This window comes from Streptomyces sp. NPDC048560, assembly GCF_040650955.1.
Lineage (GTDB): Bacteria > Actinomycetota > Actinomycetes > Streptomycetales > Streptomycetaceae > Streptomyces.
Genome location: NZ_JBEZIJ010000002.1, coordinates 87,057 through 102,270, shown reverse-complemented (window position 1 = coordinate 102,270; position 15,214 = coordinate 87,057). Strand labels below are relative to the sequence as shown.

Genomic DNA, 15,214 nt, shown 5'->3' with positions numbered 1-15,214 from the left:
TGCGGGACGGCGGTGCGAGAGTCGTGGGCGGACGGAGCGGTGCCCCGCCGCGAACACGCGCGGCGGGGCACCGTCGGAAGAGCGGTCTTCCGGGTCCGTTCTGCTGTGGCCGGGTTCAGGCTCCGGAGGGAGCCTTGCTCCCCGCGGCCGTCGTGACTCCGGACAGGGGCTCGCTGCCTTCGGCCCCTTCCGCCGGGTCCTCGTCGTCCTCCAGCTCGCTCACGTCGACCCGGCCCGGGGGCAGGACGAAGGCGAGCAGTCCGGCCATCACGTAGAGCCCGACGACGGTCAGCAGGCCGGTCACCGCCGAGTCGACGGGCGAGTGCCGGTCCTCGAGCAGCGTGAAGTAGACGGTGCCCACGATCGCCACGCCGGTGGCCGCACCGAGCTGGATGGCCGTGTTGATCAGCGAGGAAGCGGCACCCGAGGCGGACCTGGGCATCTTGGCGAGCACGATGGTCAGGAGGGTTCCGGCGACCATGGCGAGACCGATGCCGGAGATGACCATGCCGGGCACCATGTGCCACCACTCCAGCGAGCCGGAGTAGCGGTTGACGGTCCAGGCCACGATTCCCATGCCCACGGCGATCACCGTGCAGCCCATGAGCACCACGCGGCGGCCGAGCGGCATCAGCTGGGGGGCGAAGGCCGAGCCGATGCCCACACCCACCGTGAAGGTGGCCAGAGCCACGGCCGTACGCAGCGGGGAGTAGCCCTCGGCCGTCTGGAGGTGGACGGTGAGTACCACCTGGTAGGCCATGCCGCAGAAGAACAGGACGGCGACGAGCAGTCCGCCGAGCGAGCTGCGGTGGCGCAGCAGGTCGGGGTCGATGATCGGGGACTCGCCGCGGTCGGCGACCCGGCGCTCGTAACGGGCGAACAGCCACAGGAGGACCGGGCAGGCGATCATCAGCGCGAAGGTCCACCACGGCCACCCCAGCTCCCTGCCCTGGATGAGCGGGTACAGGAGGCTGACCAGGGCGACCGTCGCGAGCAGGGTGCCGCGGATGTCGAAGCTCTCCCTGGAGTCGGCGCGCGACTCGCGGGTGAGGTAGGCGGCGGCGGCGAGTGCGATCAGGCCGACCGGCACGTTGATGAAGAACAGCGGGCGCCAGCTGAGGTCGAAGAGGTCGGCCTGCAGCAGTACGCCGCCGAGCAGCGGGCCGCCGATGCCGCCGAGCGCGAGCGACATGCCGTACATCGACATCGCCTGGGGGCGCTCGGACTTGGGGAAGTCGACCTGAAGCATCGCCAGCACCTGGGGCACCATCAGGGCCGCCGCGGCGCCCTGGAGGATGCGGGAGGCGATGAGCATCTCCACGTTGACGGCGGCCCCGGCCAGTGCGGAGGTGACGACGAAGGCGCCGAGGCCGATCAGGTAGATCCGCCGGCGGCCGAGCTGGTCACCGAGGCGGGCGCCGGTGATCATCGCGGCCGCGAAGGCCAGCGTGTAGCCGGCCACGGACCATTCCAGCTGCGAGGACGAGGCGTCCAGGTCGCGCTGGACGGCGGGCAGGGCGACGTTGAGGACCGTGTTGTCCACCATGTCCATGAACACGGCGAACAGGGTCACCGCCAGCGTTGCCCAGCGCTTGGGGCTGTACTGCGGCGGTGGTGTCGGGTCGGCCAGTTTTTCCACCGTCATGAGTCGGCCCTCCGGTAGCCTCGGCAGCAGCATGGGAAAGCAGAGCCGAATGCTTTGCTTTCAAAGCAAAGCTATTGCGGGGGGCTGTGCCGTGTCAAGCGATGGTGAGACGGGTGCCGAGCCCGGCGTCGACGACGGAGTCCGCACGCTGCTGCTCCTGATGCCGCGCGTGGTCGCGCGCACCAAGCGCACGCCTGTGCCCAAGGAGCTGGAGGAGTACAACCTCGCGCCGAGGCACCTGTCGCTGCTGGCCTACCTGTTCTTCGACGGGCCGCTCGCGGTCAACGAGTTGGCGACCCGGCTCGAGCTCGCCCCGGCCACCGTCAGCCTGCTCGTGGGCGAGCTCAACCGGTACGGAGTGGTGGACCGTGAGGACGACGCGTCCGACCGGCGCCGCAAGATCGTCAGCATCGCCGGGGCGCACATGGAAGCGGTGCGCCGATGGCTGGAGACAGGCGTACAGGCGTGGCGGACCGCCCTGCGGCCGTTGAGCCCTGCCGAGCGGCGCACCTTCATCGAGACCCTCCGCGTCTACGAGCGGGAGCTCGGCGGCGGGCAGGAGTAGGGCCTGTCGCCCTGGGGTCTGTCGTTCGGATCGTGCCGGGCTCGCCAGGGTCCGGTTCGGATCCTGCGGGGCCCCCGGGGTCCGGCACGGGCGTCCGAACCCGTTCCCCGGTCAGATGAGCCCGTTCTCCCGGGCGATGCGCACGGCGTCCACCCGGTTGCGCGCACCGAGCTTGTGGACGATCGCCGTCAGGTAGTTGCGGACCGTGCCGGCGCTCAGGTGCAGTTCCTGCGCGATGACGCGTACGTCCTCGCCGTCGGCCGTGAGGCGGAGCACGGACACCTCACGGGGGGTCAGTTGCGGCGCGGGGCCGTCCAGGGGTGACAGGGCGAGCTGTGGGTCGATGACCCGCTGCCCGGCCACCAGCTTGCGGATCGCCTCGGTCAGGTCGCTCGGCAGCGCGTCCTTGAGCAGATAGCCGTCGACCTGGTTGGCCAGGGTCCGGCGCAGCGAGGCCGTCGTACCGAGGCTGGTGATGACCAGCAGCCGGCAGGAGGGGAGGCAGGTGCGTAATTTCGCCACGGCCGTCAGTCCGTCGGTGCCGGGCAGGTCGATGTCGATCACCGCGACGTCGGGCCGGTACTCCAGCGCGGTGGGAAGCAGGTCGTCCCAGTGACCCACCTCCGCCACGACGTGGAAGTCCGGCTCCATCTGCAACAGGGCCACCAGGGCCCCGCGCAGCATGGGCATCTCCTCGGCAATGACCAGCCGTATCACGAACAGCCCCTCCCCCAGAGAAGGCGATTGTACGTCGAACAGGCCTGCTACTCAGGGGCGTTCCCGCTGATCGGCGTTTTGTGGACCTATTGTCCGGCATATGGACGGGTTCCGCCGCAGGGGCCGCGCCCTGAGCCGTGTTCGAGGACTTCTCCACCGCCCGCCCCGACGCTGGGCGCGGCAAGCGTCCGGATCGGGGCGCCGCAGCCGACAGGGAGGAGACGGCAATGACATGGACCGTCAGAACCGCCGGGACTCGCCACAGTGCGCTGCTCGGCATCGGCGGCTACCGGCCACACCGGGTGGTGGACAACGCGGAGGTCTGCCGGCTCATCGACTCCACCGAGGAGTGGATCGAGACCCGCAGCGGCATCGTCGAGCGACGGTTCGCGGGTCCGGACGAGACCTTGCCGATGATGGCCACCGCGGCGGCCGAGAAGGCCCTGGCGCAGGCCGGTACGCTGCCCGGCGAGATCGACCTCGTGCTGGTGGCGAGCATGTCCAACCTGGTGCAGACCCCGCCGCTCTCCGTCCGCGTGGCGTACGAGCTCGGTGCGCGGGGCGCCGCGGCCGTCGATCTCTCCGCCGCCTGCGCCGGCTTCTGCCACGCCCTGGCCATGGCCTCCGACGCGGTGCGGGCGGGCAGTGCGCGACGGGTCCTGGTCATCGGTGCCGAGCGCATGACGGACATCGTGGAGCCCACGGACCGGACCATCTCCTTCCTCTTCGCGGACGGTGCGGGGGCCGCGGTCGTCGGCGACGCCGCCACGCCGGGAATAGGCCCGGTGGTGCGGCGGGCGGACGGTGCCCACGCCGAGGCGCTCCGGATGACGGCCCCCTGGGCCGGGCCGGGCGCCGCGACCGGTGCAGGGCCGGGGGACCGGGCGTGGATGCGCATGGACGGGCGCCGTGTCTTCCGCTGGGCCATGGACGAGGTGGCACCGGCCGCCGCGCGGGCACTCGACGAGGCGGGTACGACACCGCAGGCGCTCGACGTCTTCGTGCCGCACCAGGCCAACCTCCGGATGATCGACCTCCTGTCCGAGCGTCTCGGCCTGACCGGCGCGACCGCGGTGGCACGCGACGTGGCGCACAGCGGCAACACGTCGGCGGCCTCCATTCCGCTGGCGCTGGAATCCATGCTCGCCTCCCAGCAGGCCTCGACCGGTGACACGGCCCTGCTGGTGGGCTTCGGCGCCGGGCTCAACTACGCCGCGCAGGTGGTGGTCCTCCCGTGAACCGCACGGACCGTCTGACCATCACCCACCCGGGGGCCCCGCCCGTCGCCGACGCGTTCCGGGCCGCCATGGCCCAGCTCGCCGGAGGTGTCGTCGTCGTCACGACCGAGGACGCCGAAGGGCAGCCGCGCGGGTTCACCGCCACGTCGTTCTGTTCGGTGTCCATGGACCCGCCGCTCGTGCTCGTCTGCCTCGCGAAGACGTCGAGCTCCTACCAGGTGTTCGCCGACGAGTGCCGGGGCTTCGCCGTCAGCCTCCTGCGCGACGACCAGAGCGCGCTCGCCACCCGGTTCGCCCGCTCCGGCGCGGACAAGTTCCGCGCCGAGGACACCACGACGACGCCACGCCTGTTCCCGGCGGTGGCGGACGCGCTCGTGACCCTGGAGTGCGCGGTGCACGCCCGCCACCCCGCCGGTGACCACGTCATCCTCGTCGGCGCCGTCCGGCACGTCCTGCCAGGCCGGGGGGAGCCGCTGGTCTACTACGACCGGGCCTTCCGCCGGCTGCGGCATCCGGCTCAACCACCCCGGCCGGGGAACTGACCGTGCGCCGGCCGGCCCCCGGACGTGTGCCGCCCGACGCGGCCGGCTCCGCTAATCCGGCCGAATGCTTGAGTGGGCCGCCGCCCGTGGTTACCCTCCGGTAAGTCACTACGTGGAGGTGTCGGCCCATGCCCTCAGCAGACCCGAGCGGCCTGGCGGAGAGCGCGCGCCGCCTCGCGGAGGGACTGACCACCTCCACCGAACTGGTCGCCGCGGCACTCGCCCGCATCGAGGCGACGCAGCCCACCCTCAACGCCTTCCGGCAACTGCGCCCCGAGGCCGCGCTCGCCGAGGCCGCGGAAGCGGACCGCAGGCTCGCGGCGGGGGAGCGGCTCCCGCTTCTCGGTGTGCCGGTCGCGGTCAAGGACGACACCGATGTGGCGGGTATGCCCACCTACTTCGGCTGCGAGGGCGAACGGCCGCCGGCCACCTCGGACAGCGAGGTGGTACGCAGGCTGCGCGCGGCCGGGGCGGTGGTCGTCGGCAAGACGAACAGCTGCGAACTGGGCCAGTGGGGGTTCACCGAGGGGCCCGCCTTCGGTGCCACGCGCAACCCCTGGAACACGGCACACACACCGGGCGGCTCGTCCGGCGGGTCCGCGGCGGCCGTCGCCGCAGGCCTGGTCCCCGCCGCGCTCGGCTCGGACGGCGCCGGCTCCGTCCGCATTCCCGCCGCGTGGACCCACCTCGTCGGCATCAAACCGCAGCGCGGCCGGATCTCCGTCCACCCGCAGAGCGACGCCTTCCAGGGACTCACGGTCAACGGCCCCCTCGCCCGTACCGTGGCCGACGCCGCCCTCCTGCTGGACGCCGTCGCCGGACCGCATCCCGCCGACCCGCACCGCCCGCCCGCCGTCCGCGCGTCGGCCGCGGCCCGCCGTGACCCCGGCACCCTGCGGATCGCCGTCGCCTTCCAGCCGGCCCTCACCCTCACCCGCACGGCACCCCACCCCGAGGTCCGCCGTGCCGTCTCCGCGCTCGCCGGGACCCTGGCCCGCCTGGGCCACCACGTGGAGGAGGCCCGCCCCCGCTACGGGCTGATCGGTCTCTCGTTCGTCCCCCGCGCCACCGCCGGCATCGCCGAACTCGCCGCACTCCACCCCGAACCCGAGCTCCTCGACCCGCGCACCCGCAGCGCCCTGCGCACCGGCACCCGCCTCGGCGGCCGGATCGTGCGCGCCGCCCGGGCCCGCGAAGTGCGCCAGCACCGGCGTATCGGCGCCCTCTTCGACACATCCGGCTTCGACGTACTGCTCACCCCGACGACCGCCGCGCCGCCGCCGCGCATCGGCGCGTTCGACGGCCTCAGCGCCTGGCGCACCGATGTCGCGATGGCGGCAGCCTGCCCCTACGCCTGGCCGTGGAACGTCCTCGGCTGGCCCGGGATCAGCGTCCCCGCCGGCTTCACCGGCGACGGCCTCCCGATCGGCGCCCAACTGCTGGGGCCGTCCCGGAGCGAGGAGAGGCTCATCTCGCTCGCCGCCCAACTGGAGTCCGACCGGCGCTGGTTCGAGCACCGGCCGCCGCTCCCGCGCGGACCGGGGCCGAAGAAGGGCGACGGGCGCTGACCACCCGAGCCCCCGCCCGCACGCCGTTCACGCGGGCCTCTCGGAGTGCGCCGGCAGGTTCGCCTCGACGCGCTCGACGGCACAGATCGCGCCGAAGGCGATCAGATGGACGAGGCAGTGGTCGGTGAACGGCGGCACGCGCCAGGCCGCCACGTCCGCGTCGGTGATCCGGTAGGGGGCCCGTGCCGCGAGCAGCGCGAGCCGGGCGCCGGGCCGCTCGGTCCGGTCCGGAAGTTCCGCACCGCTGAGCGGAAGGGGCGTGACACCGTCCCAGCCGGCCACCGACTCCTGTACGAGCGCCGCGTCCTCGTCGCTCAGCAGACCCGCGCCCAGGTGAGCGGCCGAGCGCAGCGCCCCGAAGGCCGTACCGACCGCAGTGCCCGCGGCCCAGGCGGGCTCCGCACCTTCCGTTCCGAGCAGCGCGAGACTCGCGCCGGGCCGTAGCTCCCGGCGGACGGTGCGGGCCAGGGACCGGCCCGCGACGCTCCGCACCAGCCGGTACTTCTGGGCGCCTCCCGGCAGCATGTCCTCGGTCAGCAGCGAGGACACGATGCGGTTGACGAAGTGGAACGCGAGCGCCGTCCCGATCTGCTCCGGCGCGTGCGCCGCCGGGAACGGCTGCGGGGTACTCATGTCCTTTCCCCAGGCGAGCAGTTCGCGGTGGCGTGGGTCGTCGGGCAGCCCGCCGCCGCCGACCACCTCCGCCAGCCGGTGGTCACCCGTCGCGTGGAGCAGAACGGTGTGCGCGACCACGCAGAACGGACACCGGTTGGCCAGCGACACCCCCGCCGCCACCACCTCCTTGTCCGTACGGGAGACATGTCCGGCCAGCAGTGATTCGCGTACGAGGGCCCACGTCGCGGTAAGCAGGGGCGGCGCCGCCGACAGGACGACGAAGGTGGAGGCGCGTTCGATCCCGAAGTCGGTGGCCACCTGGGCGTAGACGTCGGCGACCACTCCGGTCGCGGCCTTCGGCGGCTGGGGCGAGGTGTATCTGAAGTGTCCGGTCATGGGGACGATGCTCACCCCCCGGCCCGCCCCCGGTCGTCGTACACGGGAAGGCATTCGACGCTGCGCCGGACCGACGTCCAGCCGCGGCGGCTACTCCGCCGGGAGTAGCACGGAGCCGGTCTCCCGGGATGACGCGCCGTGCTGCGCAGGGGAGTTAGGGTGCGGCTCATGCACGGGGACATCGGCCGGCGGACGCAACTGCTGGACGCGGTACTGGCCGCGGTGATCGGCGCGGCGGTCGCACTCGCGGCCGTCGCCGCGTCCGCGCCCGGCGTTCTCGACCTGCTGCTCGTCGCGGCCGGTTCGCTCGCGCTGGCGGCACACCGCAGAGCACCGCGCGCGGTGCTCGCCGTCACCACCCTCTGCATGTCCGCGTACGTCCTGCACGCACACCCCGGCACCTGGGCGGCCTTTCCCGTGCTGGTCGCCGTCCACGCGGCGGCACGCAGCGGACACCGCGCCGCGGGCGTCGCCGCGGGCGGCGTCTTCCTCGCCGGCTACGTCGTCGTCCTGCTCGCCACCACCACGGACACCCGGGACTCCGTCGAGCGGAGCCTGCTCCTGCTCGGCTGGTTCCTGTGCGCCGGAGTCACCGGACTCATCGACAAGAACTGGCAGGCCTACCTGCGCCAGACCGAACAGCGCGCCCTCGACGCCGAACGCACCCGGGAGGAGACCGCGCTGCGCCGGGCCGGTGAGGAGCGCCTCCGTATCGCCCGGGAGCTGCACGACTCCCTCACCCACTCCATCTCCATCGTGAAACTCCAGGCCGGAGTCGCCGTCCACCTCGCCCGGAAACGCGGTGCCGAGGTGGAACCCGCGCTCCTCGCCATCCAGGAGGCGGGCGGCGAGGCGATGCGTGAGCTGCGTGCCACGCTGGAGGTCCTGCGTACGGACGCGGCGGAGCCGGGCCCCGGACTCGACCGGATGGGGGAGCTGGCCGAGCGGGCCCGCGCGGCGGGCATCTCGCTCGCCGTCACGTCCGAAGGCCGGGTACGGCCACTGCCGGCGGACGTGGACAGGGCCGCGTACCGCATCGTTCAGGAGGCGCTCACCAACGTCGCCCGGCACGCCGACCGGGCCGGCACCACCGTACGGATCGGCTACACGGCCGGCAGCCTCGTCGTGTCGGTGGACGACCAGGGCCCGTGCGGGCCCGGCGACACAGTCACCCCGGGCACCGGTCTCACGGGTATGCGCGAACGCGTCACCGCGCTCGGCGGCACCCTCGTCGTCGCACCCCGGGCCGGCGGAGGCCTGTCGGTGCGCGCCGAGCTTCCGCTCACCGGCGCCGCACGGCAGCCGGGGCGGGCGGCCACGTGAGGAACCAGGACACGATCCGGGTGGTGATCGTCGACGACCAGGCCCTGATGCGGGCCGGATTCCGGGCGCTGCTGGACGCCGAGGAAGGCATCGAGGTCGTCGGAGAGGCCGCCGACGGCCGCCAGGGCGTGGAGCTCGCCCGCCGCCACGCTCCCGACGTCGCGCTGATGGACGTGCAGATGCCCGTGATGACCGGTATCGAGGCGACCCGCGAGATCGCCGCCGACCCCAGGCTGGCCGGGGTGCACGTCGTGATCCTGACCAACTACGGCCTCGACGAGTACGTCTTCGACGCGCTGCGCGCGGGCGCCGCCGGATTCCTGTTGAAGGACACCGAACCCGCCGAGCTGCTCCAGGCCATCAAGGTCGCCGCGCGCGGCGACGCCCTCCTCTCGCCCGCCATCACACGCCGGCTGATCGGCGAGTTCGTCTCCAGGCCCCCCGACCGTGCGACCGCGCCCGGCCTGGAGATCCTGACGCGCCGGGAGCGCGAGGTCACCGCGCTCGCCGCCCGGGGGCTGACCAACGAGGAGATCGCCGCCCACATGGTGGTCAGTCCGTTCACCGCCAAGACCCACATCAGCCGCGCCATGATCAAGCTCGGCGCCCGGGACCGGGCCCAGCTGGTCGTCTTCGCGTACGAGGCGGGGCTGGTCGAACCCCGGCGCAGATGACGTTCCGTGCGAGAACGGGGGCGGGGCCCTGTGGAGAGGGGACCGGCTAGGAGATATCTTGATGTCAAGCAATGTTGCAGACGTGGAGCGGAGCACCCGGTGACTGACTCGACCATCATCTATACGCACACCGACGAGGCCCCTGCGCTGGCGACGTACTCGTTCCTGCCCGTCGTCGAGGCGTACGCCTCGACGGCCGGTGTCACGGTGGAAAGCCGCGACATCTCCCTGGCGGGCCGGATCATCGCCAGCTTCCCGGAGCGCCTCGAAGCCGGCCAGCGTATCGATGACGCACTCGCCGAGCTCGGCGAGCTGGCCAAGACTCCCGGCGCCAACATCATCAAGCTGCCGAACGTCTCGGCCTCGATCCCGCAGCTCAAGGCCGCGATCGCGGAGCTCCAGGCGCAGGGCTACGCGCTTCCGGACTACCCGGACGACGCGAAGAGCGACGAGGACAAGGACGTCCGCGCGCGCTACGACAAGATCAAGGGCAGCGCGGTCAACCCCGTTCTGCGCGAGGGCAACTCCGACCGTCGCGCCCCCGCCTCGGTGAAGAACTACGCCAAGGCGCACCCGCACCGCATGGGCGCCTGGTCGGCCGACTCGAAGACGAACGTCGCCACGATGGGCGTCGACGACTTCCGGTCCACCGAGAAGTCCGTCGTCGTCTCCGAGCCCGGCACCCTGCGCATCGAGCTCGTCGGTGACGACGGCACCACCACCGTCCTGCGCGAGTCGGTACCCGTCCTCGCGGGCGAGATCGTCGACGCCGCCGTGATGCGCGAGGCCGCGCTGCGCGAGTTCTTCTCCGCGCAGATCGCCCGTGCCAAGGCCGAGGGCATCCTCTTCTCGGTGCACCTCAAGGCCACGATGATGAAGGTCTCCGACCCGATCATCTTCGGTCACGTGGTCCGCGCCTTCTTCCCGAAGACGTTCGCCAAGTACGGCGAGGCGCTCGTCGCGGCCGGTCTGACGCCGAACGACGGCCTCGGCGGCATCCTCAAGGGCCTCGACTCGGTGCCCCACCTGGGCGACGAGATCAAGGCGTCCTTCGAAGCCGAGCTCGCCGAGGGCCCCGCCCTGGCGATGGTCGACTCCGACAAGGGCATCACCAACCTGCACGTCCCCAGCGACGTCATCGTCGACGCCTCCATGCCGGCCATGATCCGCACCTCCGGCCACATGTGGGGCCCGGACGGCCAGGAGGCCGACACCCTCGCAGTCCTCCCGGACAGCAGCTACGCGGGCGTCTACCAGGTCGTCATCGACGACTGCCGTGCCAACGGTGCCTTCGACCCGTCCACGATGGGCTCGGTCTCCAACGTCGGTCTCATGGCGCAGAAGGCCGAGGAGTACGGCAGCCACGACAAGACCTTCGAGGTCCCCACCACGGGCACCGTGCGCGTCCTGGACGCCGACGGCAACGCCGTGCTGGAGCAGGCCGTGGGCGCCGGTGACATCTTCCGGATGTGCCAGGCCAAGGACCTGCCGATCCAGGACTGGGTCAAGCTCGCCGTCACCCGCGCCCGCGCGACCGGCAACCCGGCCGTGTTCTGGCTCGACGAGACCCGCGCGCACGACGCGAAGCTCATCGAGAAGGTCAGGACGTACCTGGCCGACCACGACACGGACGGTCTCCGGATCGAGATCATGTCGCCGGTGGAGGCCACCGCCTTCTCCCTGGAGCGCATCCGCCGCGGCGAGGACACCATCTCCGTCACCGGCAACGTGCTCCGTGACTACCTCACGGACCTGTTCCCGATCCTCGAGCTGGGCACGAGCGCGAAGATGCTCTCCGTCGTCCCGCTCATGAACGGTGGCGGCCTGTTCGAGACGGGCGCCGGCGGCTCCGCCCCGAAGCACGTCCAGCAGCTCGTCAAGGAGAACTACCTGCGCTGGGACAGCCTGGGTGAGTTCTTCGCCCTCGCGGCCAGCTTCGAGTTCCTCGCGACGAGCACGGGCAACGCGCGCGCCCAGGTCCTCGCCGACACGCTGGACCGTGCGACCGGCACGTTCCTCAACGAGGACAAGTCGCCGAGCCGCAAGCTCGGTGGCATCGACAACCGCGGCAGCCACTTCTACCTGGCGCTCTACTGGGCCCAGGAGCTCGCGGCCCAGACCGACGACGCCAAGCTCGCCGAGGCGTTCGCGCCGCTCGCCAAGACGCTGGCCGAGCAGGAGCAGACCATCGTCGACGAGCTGATCGCGGTGCAGGGCTCGCCGGTCGACATCGGCGGCTACTACCAGCCCGACCCGGCCAAGGCCGCGGCCGTGATGCGCCCTTCGGCCACGTTCAACCAGGCCGTCGCCACGCTCGGCTGACCCGAGCGACCCCACGCGGTTCCCGCACAGCGCTCCGCCCCGGCCGGCATCCTGCCCGGCCGGGGCGGTCGTGCGTGCCGTGCCGCGTGAGCCGTGCCCCCAGGTGCCGTGCCGTCAGTCGAGGAACACGCCGTCGCGCGCCACGACGGCCCCGCGGTGCACGACCACGTCGCGCCGGGGCATGTCGACGACGACCTGGGGCAGGCACTCGCCCTCGACGAGGACGAAGTCGGCCGGTGCGCCGGGCCCGAAGTCCGCGTGGGCGAGTCCCATGACCTCCGCGCCGCCGTGGGCCGCGACGCGGTAGCAGTCGGTCAGCTCCTGGTCGAGGCGTACGTCCGTCACCCAGCCGAGCAGATGCGCACGGTGCAGCATGTCGGCGTTGCCGAACGGGCTCCAGGAGTCGCGCACACCGTCCGAACCGAGCCCGACCCGTACGCCGTGCTCGCGCAGCCGGTCGATCGGCAGCACCAGCGAACCCGACGGCGCCACCGTGGTGAGGGCGATGTCCAGATCGCCCAGGTCGGCTGCCACGGCGCCGAGTTCACGGTCCGACAGGCCCGGCAGGCAGAACACGTGGCTGACGGTGACCTTTCCGGTGAGGGACAGCGCGCGGGTGCGGTCGATGATGCCGCGCATCGCCTTCATGCCCGTCTCACCGCGGTCGTGCAGATGGATGTCCACGCCGACGCCGTGGCGGTCCGCGATGCCGAAGACGAGGTCGAGCTGTTCGTCGAGGGCCCGGTCGAAGCCGATCGGGTCGATGCCGCCGATCATGTCGACGATGCCCTGGCGCGCCGCCTCCTCCAGCAGGGCCGCCGTGCCGGGGGTGCGGATGACTCCGTGCTGCGGGAACGCCACGATCTGCACGTCCAGTGCGTGGCTCAGACGCTCGCGGGCCTGCGCCACACCCTCCACCCCGGCCAGTCCGTAGGCCGGGGCGACGTCGGCGTGGGCGCGCATCGCACGCGTACCGCGGGTCACGGCGTGGGCCATCAGGCCGTACGCGCGTTCCGCGACGGGGCGGCGCTGGCTGCGGAACAGCTCCACGTCCTGTTCGACGTAGTCGGCGATGCCGCTCGCCGGGCGCCGTGAGACCCACGAGCCGTCCCAGGTCGTCTTGTCGGGGTGGATGTGCGCGTCGACGAGGGAGGGCAGGGCGATCCGGCCGCCGCCGTCGACGACCTTCGCGCCGCGGGGTGCGGGTCCTTCGGCGATACGGCCGTCGACCACCACGAGGTCCGTGGCCTCAGCGGCGCCGAGCGGACGGACGTCACGGAACACCACGGCCCGGTCGCGGCGCCCGGCCGCTCCGGACGCGGTGGCCGGAGCGGGGGAGGCGGGTGCGGCGGACGGGTGGGCCTGGGCGGGGGCGGCGGCCGTCACGGCGGTGGTGCCGGCGAGTGCGGCGGCAGCGGCCAGCATCGTGCGGCGGGAGAGCGCGCTGGGAGCGGGCGAGGACGGCTGCATGGGGACTCCTTCGGCGGGCGTGGGTCGAGGGCGCGGCGACGCCTCCCGCCAGTTTGTATACCAAGAGTCCGATCGAGGCAAGGAAAGTGCGTGTCAGGGGGAGGCGGGGAGGATTGTTCGAGGAGTTGGTATACAAAGAGGCGGGAGTGACGCTGAGGTCGATTGAAGTCGACACCAAGGGCTGTGGCCGAGTCAGTCCGAGCCGACGTCCGAGCCGACGTCCGAGCCGACGTCCGAGCCGACGTCCGAGCCGAAGAGGGAGCGCAGGGCGACCGTCCGGCTGTCCCGTACGTGCAGCAGCGTGCTCGCGGCAGCCGCCTCGGCGTCGCCGTTGCTGATGTGCCGGTGCATCTCCGCGTGCTGGGCCCGCATGTGAGCCGGCTCCTCGCGCATACCGAACAACAGCCGCAGCTGCCAGCTCAGCTGCTCCATCGTGCGGGCGAGCAGCGGGTTGCGGGACATGGCCACGACCCCCTCGTGGAACGCCGTGTGGGCGGCCACCTCCCGGGTGCCCTCGTCCGCCGCCGCCGCCGACTCGGCCTGACGCAGGGCCGCCGCCAGCGCGGCCACCCCCTCGGTGTCGCCCGCCGCGACGGTACGCGCCGCCAGCCTCGACGCCTGCACGGCGAGGGGTTCCCACACCTCGTAGAGGTGCTCCACGTCGGCGCGCCCGAGGCGGCGGACGCGTACGCCGCTGTGCGGGAGCAGTTCGAGGAGCCCTTCGGTGACGAGGGCGCGCAGCGCCTCGCGCACCGGAACGCGGGACATGCTCAGTTCCTCGGCGATCTCCCGCTCGACGAGGCGCGCGCCCTGCGCGTACCGGCGGTCGACGATGCGACGCAGGATGGACTCGCGTGCCTGCGCACTGAGGGAGGCGGCGGCGGGCGGGTCCGTGGCGTGGGTGCCCGGTGCGCTGTCGGTGGCCGCTGAGCCTGTTCTGCTTCTCTCCGCCACGGTGTCCGTCCTCTTCCGTCCTGCGCTCGGCTTCCGCTCCGCGTTCGGCGTGCCCGGGCGAGGATATGCGCCGCGCACGCTACGGCACCCGGGCCGTCCATTCCGCCGTGCCGAACTTGGTGCGGACGAGCTCCTCGGCCCGTGCCAGCTCCTCCGCGGTGACCGCGCCCCGGGTGAGTCCGTGGCGCTTGCGGAAGGACTCGATCATGTTGTCGATGACGGTCTGACGGGGCAGACCGGTCTGCCGGCGCAGCGGGTCGACGCGCTTCTTCGCGCTCCGGGTGCCCTTGTCCGACATCTTCTCCTTGCCGATGCGCAGGACGTCGAGCATCTTGTCGACGTCGATGTCGTACGACATCGTCACGTGGTGCAGCACCGCGCCGGGACCGCCGTCCGGGCCCACGACACGCTTCTGGGCCGCACCCGCGATCTTCCCGACCTCGGTCGCGATGTCGTTGAGCGGCTGGTACCAGGCCTTGATGCCCATGTCGCCGAGAGCCTCCAGGACCCAGTCGTCGAGGTAGGCGTAACTGTCGGCGAACGAGAGGCCGGAGACGAGGGACTGCGGCACGGCGAGCGAGTAGGTGATGGTGCTGCTGGGCTCGGCGAACATGGCCCCGCCGCCGGAGATGCGCCGGACGACGGAGACGCCGTGCCGGTCGGTGCCCGCGGGGTCGACCTCGTTGCGCAGCGACTGGAAGCTGCCGATGATCACGGCCGGGGAGTCCCACTCCCAGACCCTGAGGGTCGGCGGGCGGCGGCCCGCGGCGACCTCGGCGGTGATGACCTCGTCCAGTGCCATGTGCAGGGCCGGGGACTGCGGGGCGTCGTGGACGAGCTGCCAGTCGTAGTCGCTCCACTCGGTTGCCTGCGCGAGTGCCCGGCGTACGGCTACGGCCACGCCCTCCGCCGACAGCCCGAACATCACCGTGGACGGAGGCAGGGCCGCCTCGATGCGCGCGGCGAGGCCGGCGGTGTCCGTGTGCGCGGGCGCGCCCTCCAGCGCGGCGTCGATGGCGACGATGGCCTCGTCGGGTTCGAGGAAGAAGTCACCGGCCACGCGTACGTGGCGCAGTACGCCGCCTTCGACCTCCAGATCGACCACGACGAGCTTGCCGCCGGGGACCTTGTACTCACCGTGCACAGCCGTGCCTCCACGTCCGCCCGACCCTGCTCCGCGAGTCG

General features: G+C 72.3%; 13 protein-coding genes. 7 read left to right on the top strand and 6 right to left on the bottom strand.

All coding sequences use genetic code 11. The features are described 5' to 3' along the window. Positions 1–115: 115 nt before the first annotated feature. Positions 116–1,645: an MFS transporter gene (locus AB0C82_RS07200; RefSeq protein ID WP_362837242.1), complete on the bottom strand. Its 1,530-nt coding sequence runs from the start codon at positions 1,643–1,645 to the stop codon at positions 116–118. A gap of 160 nt (positions 1,646–1,805) precedes the next feature. On the opposite strand from AB0C82_RS07200, the gene AB0C82_RS07195 reads away from it, so the two are divergent. After that, on the top strand, positions 1,806–2,210 hold the full coding sequence (locus AB0C82_RS07195; protein WP_362838357.1) for a MarR family transcriptional regulator: 405 nt from the start codon (positions 1,806–1,808) through the stop codon (positions 2,208–2,210). Positions 2,211–2,321: 111 nt separating this feature from the next. On the opposite strand, the gene AB0C82_RS07190 is transcribed toward AB0C82_RS07195, so the two are convergent. Then, a complete protein-coding gene (locus tag AB0C82_RS07190; RefSeq protein ID WP_362837240.1) occupies positions 2,322–2,927 on the bottom strand; it encodes a response regulator transcription factor in 606 nt (201 codons plus the stop codon). Positions 2,928–3,154: 227 nt separating this feature from the next. On the opposite strand from AB0C82_RS07190, the gene AB0C82_RS07185 reads away from it, so the two are divergent. The 3 genes from AB0C82_RS07185 (at position 3,155) to AB0C82_RS07175 (ending at position 6,275) form a co-directional block, all read left to right on the top strand. Next, positions 3,155–4,165: a beta-ketoacyl-ACP synthase 3 gene (locus tag AB0C82_RS07185; protein ID WP_362837238.1), complete on the top strand. Its 1,011-nt coding sequence runs from the start codon at positions 3,155–3,157 to the stop codon at positions 4,163–4,165. Then, complete coding sequence (locus tag AB0C82_RS07180) at positions 4,162–4,707, top strand: flavin reductase family protein (RefSeq protein WP_362837236.1); 546 nt, start codon at positions 4,162–4,164, stop codon at positions 4,705–4,707. The genes AB0C82_RS07185 and AB0C82_RS07180 overlap by 4 nt, the downstream gene beginning before the upstream one ends. Positions 4,708–4,835: 128 nt before the next feature. Continuing rightward, a complete protein-coding gene (locus AB0C82_RS07175; RefSeq protein ID WP_362837234.1) occupies positions 4,836–6,275 on the top strand; it encodes an amidase in 1,440 nt (479 codons plus the stop codon). Between the two features lie 27 nt (positions 6,276–6,302). Here AB0C82_RS07175 and AB0C82_RS07170 read toward each other — a convergent pair whose 3' ends face one another. Then, entirely contained in the window at positions 6,303–7,286 is a 984-nt protein-coding gene (locus AB0C82_RS07170; protein WP_362837232.1) for a carboxymuconolactone decarboxylase family protein, read from the bottom strand. A 168-nt stretch (positions 7,287–7,454) separates the two neighbouring features. On the opposite strand from AB0C82_RS07170, the gene AB0C82_RS07165 reads away from it, so the two are divergent. The 3 genes from AB0C82_RS07165 (at position 7,455) to AB0C82_RS07155 (ending at position 11,605) form a co-directional block, all read left to right on the top strand. Continuing rightward, positions 7,455–8,609 (top strand): sensor histidine kinase, encoded by a 1,155-nt coding sequence (locus AB0C82_RS07165; RefSeq protein WP_362837230.1) that lies wholly within the window; start codon positions 7,455–7,457, stop codon positions 8,607–8,609. Further along, positions 8,606–9,283 carry a response regulator transcription factor gene (locus tag AB0C82_RS07160; protein ID WP_362837228.1) on the top strand — a complete coding sequence of 226 codons (678 nt, stop codon included), beginning with the start codon at positions 8,606–8,608 and terminating at the stop codon, positions 9,281–9,283. The genes AB0C82_RS07165 and AB0C82_RS07160 overlap by 4 nt, the downstream gene beginning before the upstream one ends. Positions 9,284–9,382: 99 nt before the next feature. Next, a complete protein-coding gene (locus AB0C82_RS07155; protein ID WP_362837226.1) occupies positions 9,383–11,605 on the top strand; it encodes an NADP-dependent isocitrate dehydrogenase in 2,223 nt (740 codons plus the stop codon). Between the two features lie 114 nt (positions 11,606–11,719). Here AB0C82_RS07155 and AB0C82_RS07150 read toward each other — a convergent pair whose 3' ends face one another. The 3 genes from AB0C82_RS07150 to AB0C82_RS07140 form a co-directional block, all read right to left on the bottom strand. Beyond that, positions 11,720–13,075 carry an amidohydrolase gene (locus AB0C82_RS07150; protein ID WP_362837224.1) on the bottom strand — a complete coding sequence of 452 codons (1,356 nt, stop codon included), beginning with the start codon at positions 13,073–13,075 and terminating at the stop codon, positions 11,720–11,722. A 192-nt stretch (positions 13,076–13,267) separates the two neighbouring features. Then, complete coding sequence (locus AB0C82_RS07145) at positions 13,268–14,029, bottom strand: GntR family transcriptional regulator (protein ID WP_362837222.1); 762 nt, start codon at positions 14,027–14,029, stop codon at positions 13,268–13,270. A gap of 79 nt (positions 14,030–14,108) precedes the next feature. Then, positions 14,109–15,173 carry a biotin/lipoate A/B protein ligase family protein gene (locus AB0C82_RS07140; RefSeq protein ID WP_362837220.1) on the bottom strand — a complete coding sequence of 355 codons (1,065 nt, stop codon included), beginning with the start codon at positions 15,171–15,173 and terminating at the stop codon, positions 14,109–14,111. Between the last annotated feature and the right edge of the window lie 41 nt (positions 15,174–15,214).

What these genes read in the sequence shown, in the direction of transcription:
- AB0C82_RS07185 (WP_362837238.1), top strand. Translation starts at nt 3,155, where the DNA reads ATGACATGGACCGTCAGAACCGCCGGGACTCGCCACAGTGCGCTGCTC.
- AB0C82_RS07150 (WP_362837224.1), bottom strand. Translation starts at nt 13,075, where the DNA reads ATGCAGCCGTCCTCGCCCGCTCCCAGCGCGCTCTCCCGCCGCACGATG.
- AB0C82_RS07165 (WP_362837230.1), top strand. Translation starts at nt 7,455, where the DNA reads ATGCACGGGGACATCGGCCGGCGGACGCAACTGCTGGACGCGGTACTG.
- AB0C82_RS07200 (WP_362837242.1), bottom strand. Translation starts at nt 1,645, where the DNA reads ATGACGGTGGAAAAACTGGCCGACCCGACACCACCGCCGCAGTACAGC.
- AB0C82_RS07170 (WP_362837232.1), bottom strand. Translation starts at nt 7,286, where the DNA reads ATGACCGGACACTTCAGATACACCTCGCCCCAGCCGCCGAAGGCCGCG.
- AB0C82_RS07195 (WP_362838357.1), top strand. Translation starts at nt 1,806, where the DNA reads ATGCCGCGCGTGGTCGCGCGCACCAAGCGCACGCCTGTGCCCAAGGAG.
- AB0C82_RS07175 (WP_362837234.1), top strand. Translation starts at nt 4,836, where the DNA reads ATGCCCTCAGCAGACCCGAGCGGCCTGGCGGAGAGCGCGCGCCGCCTC.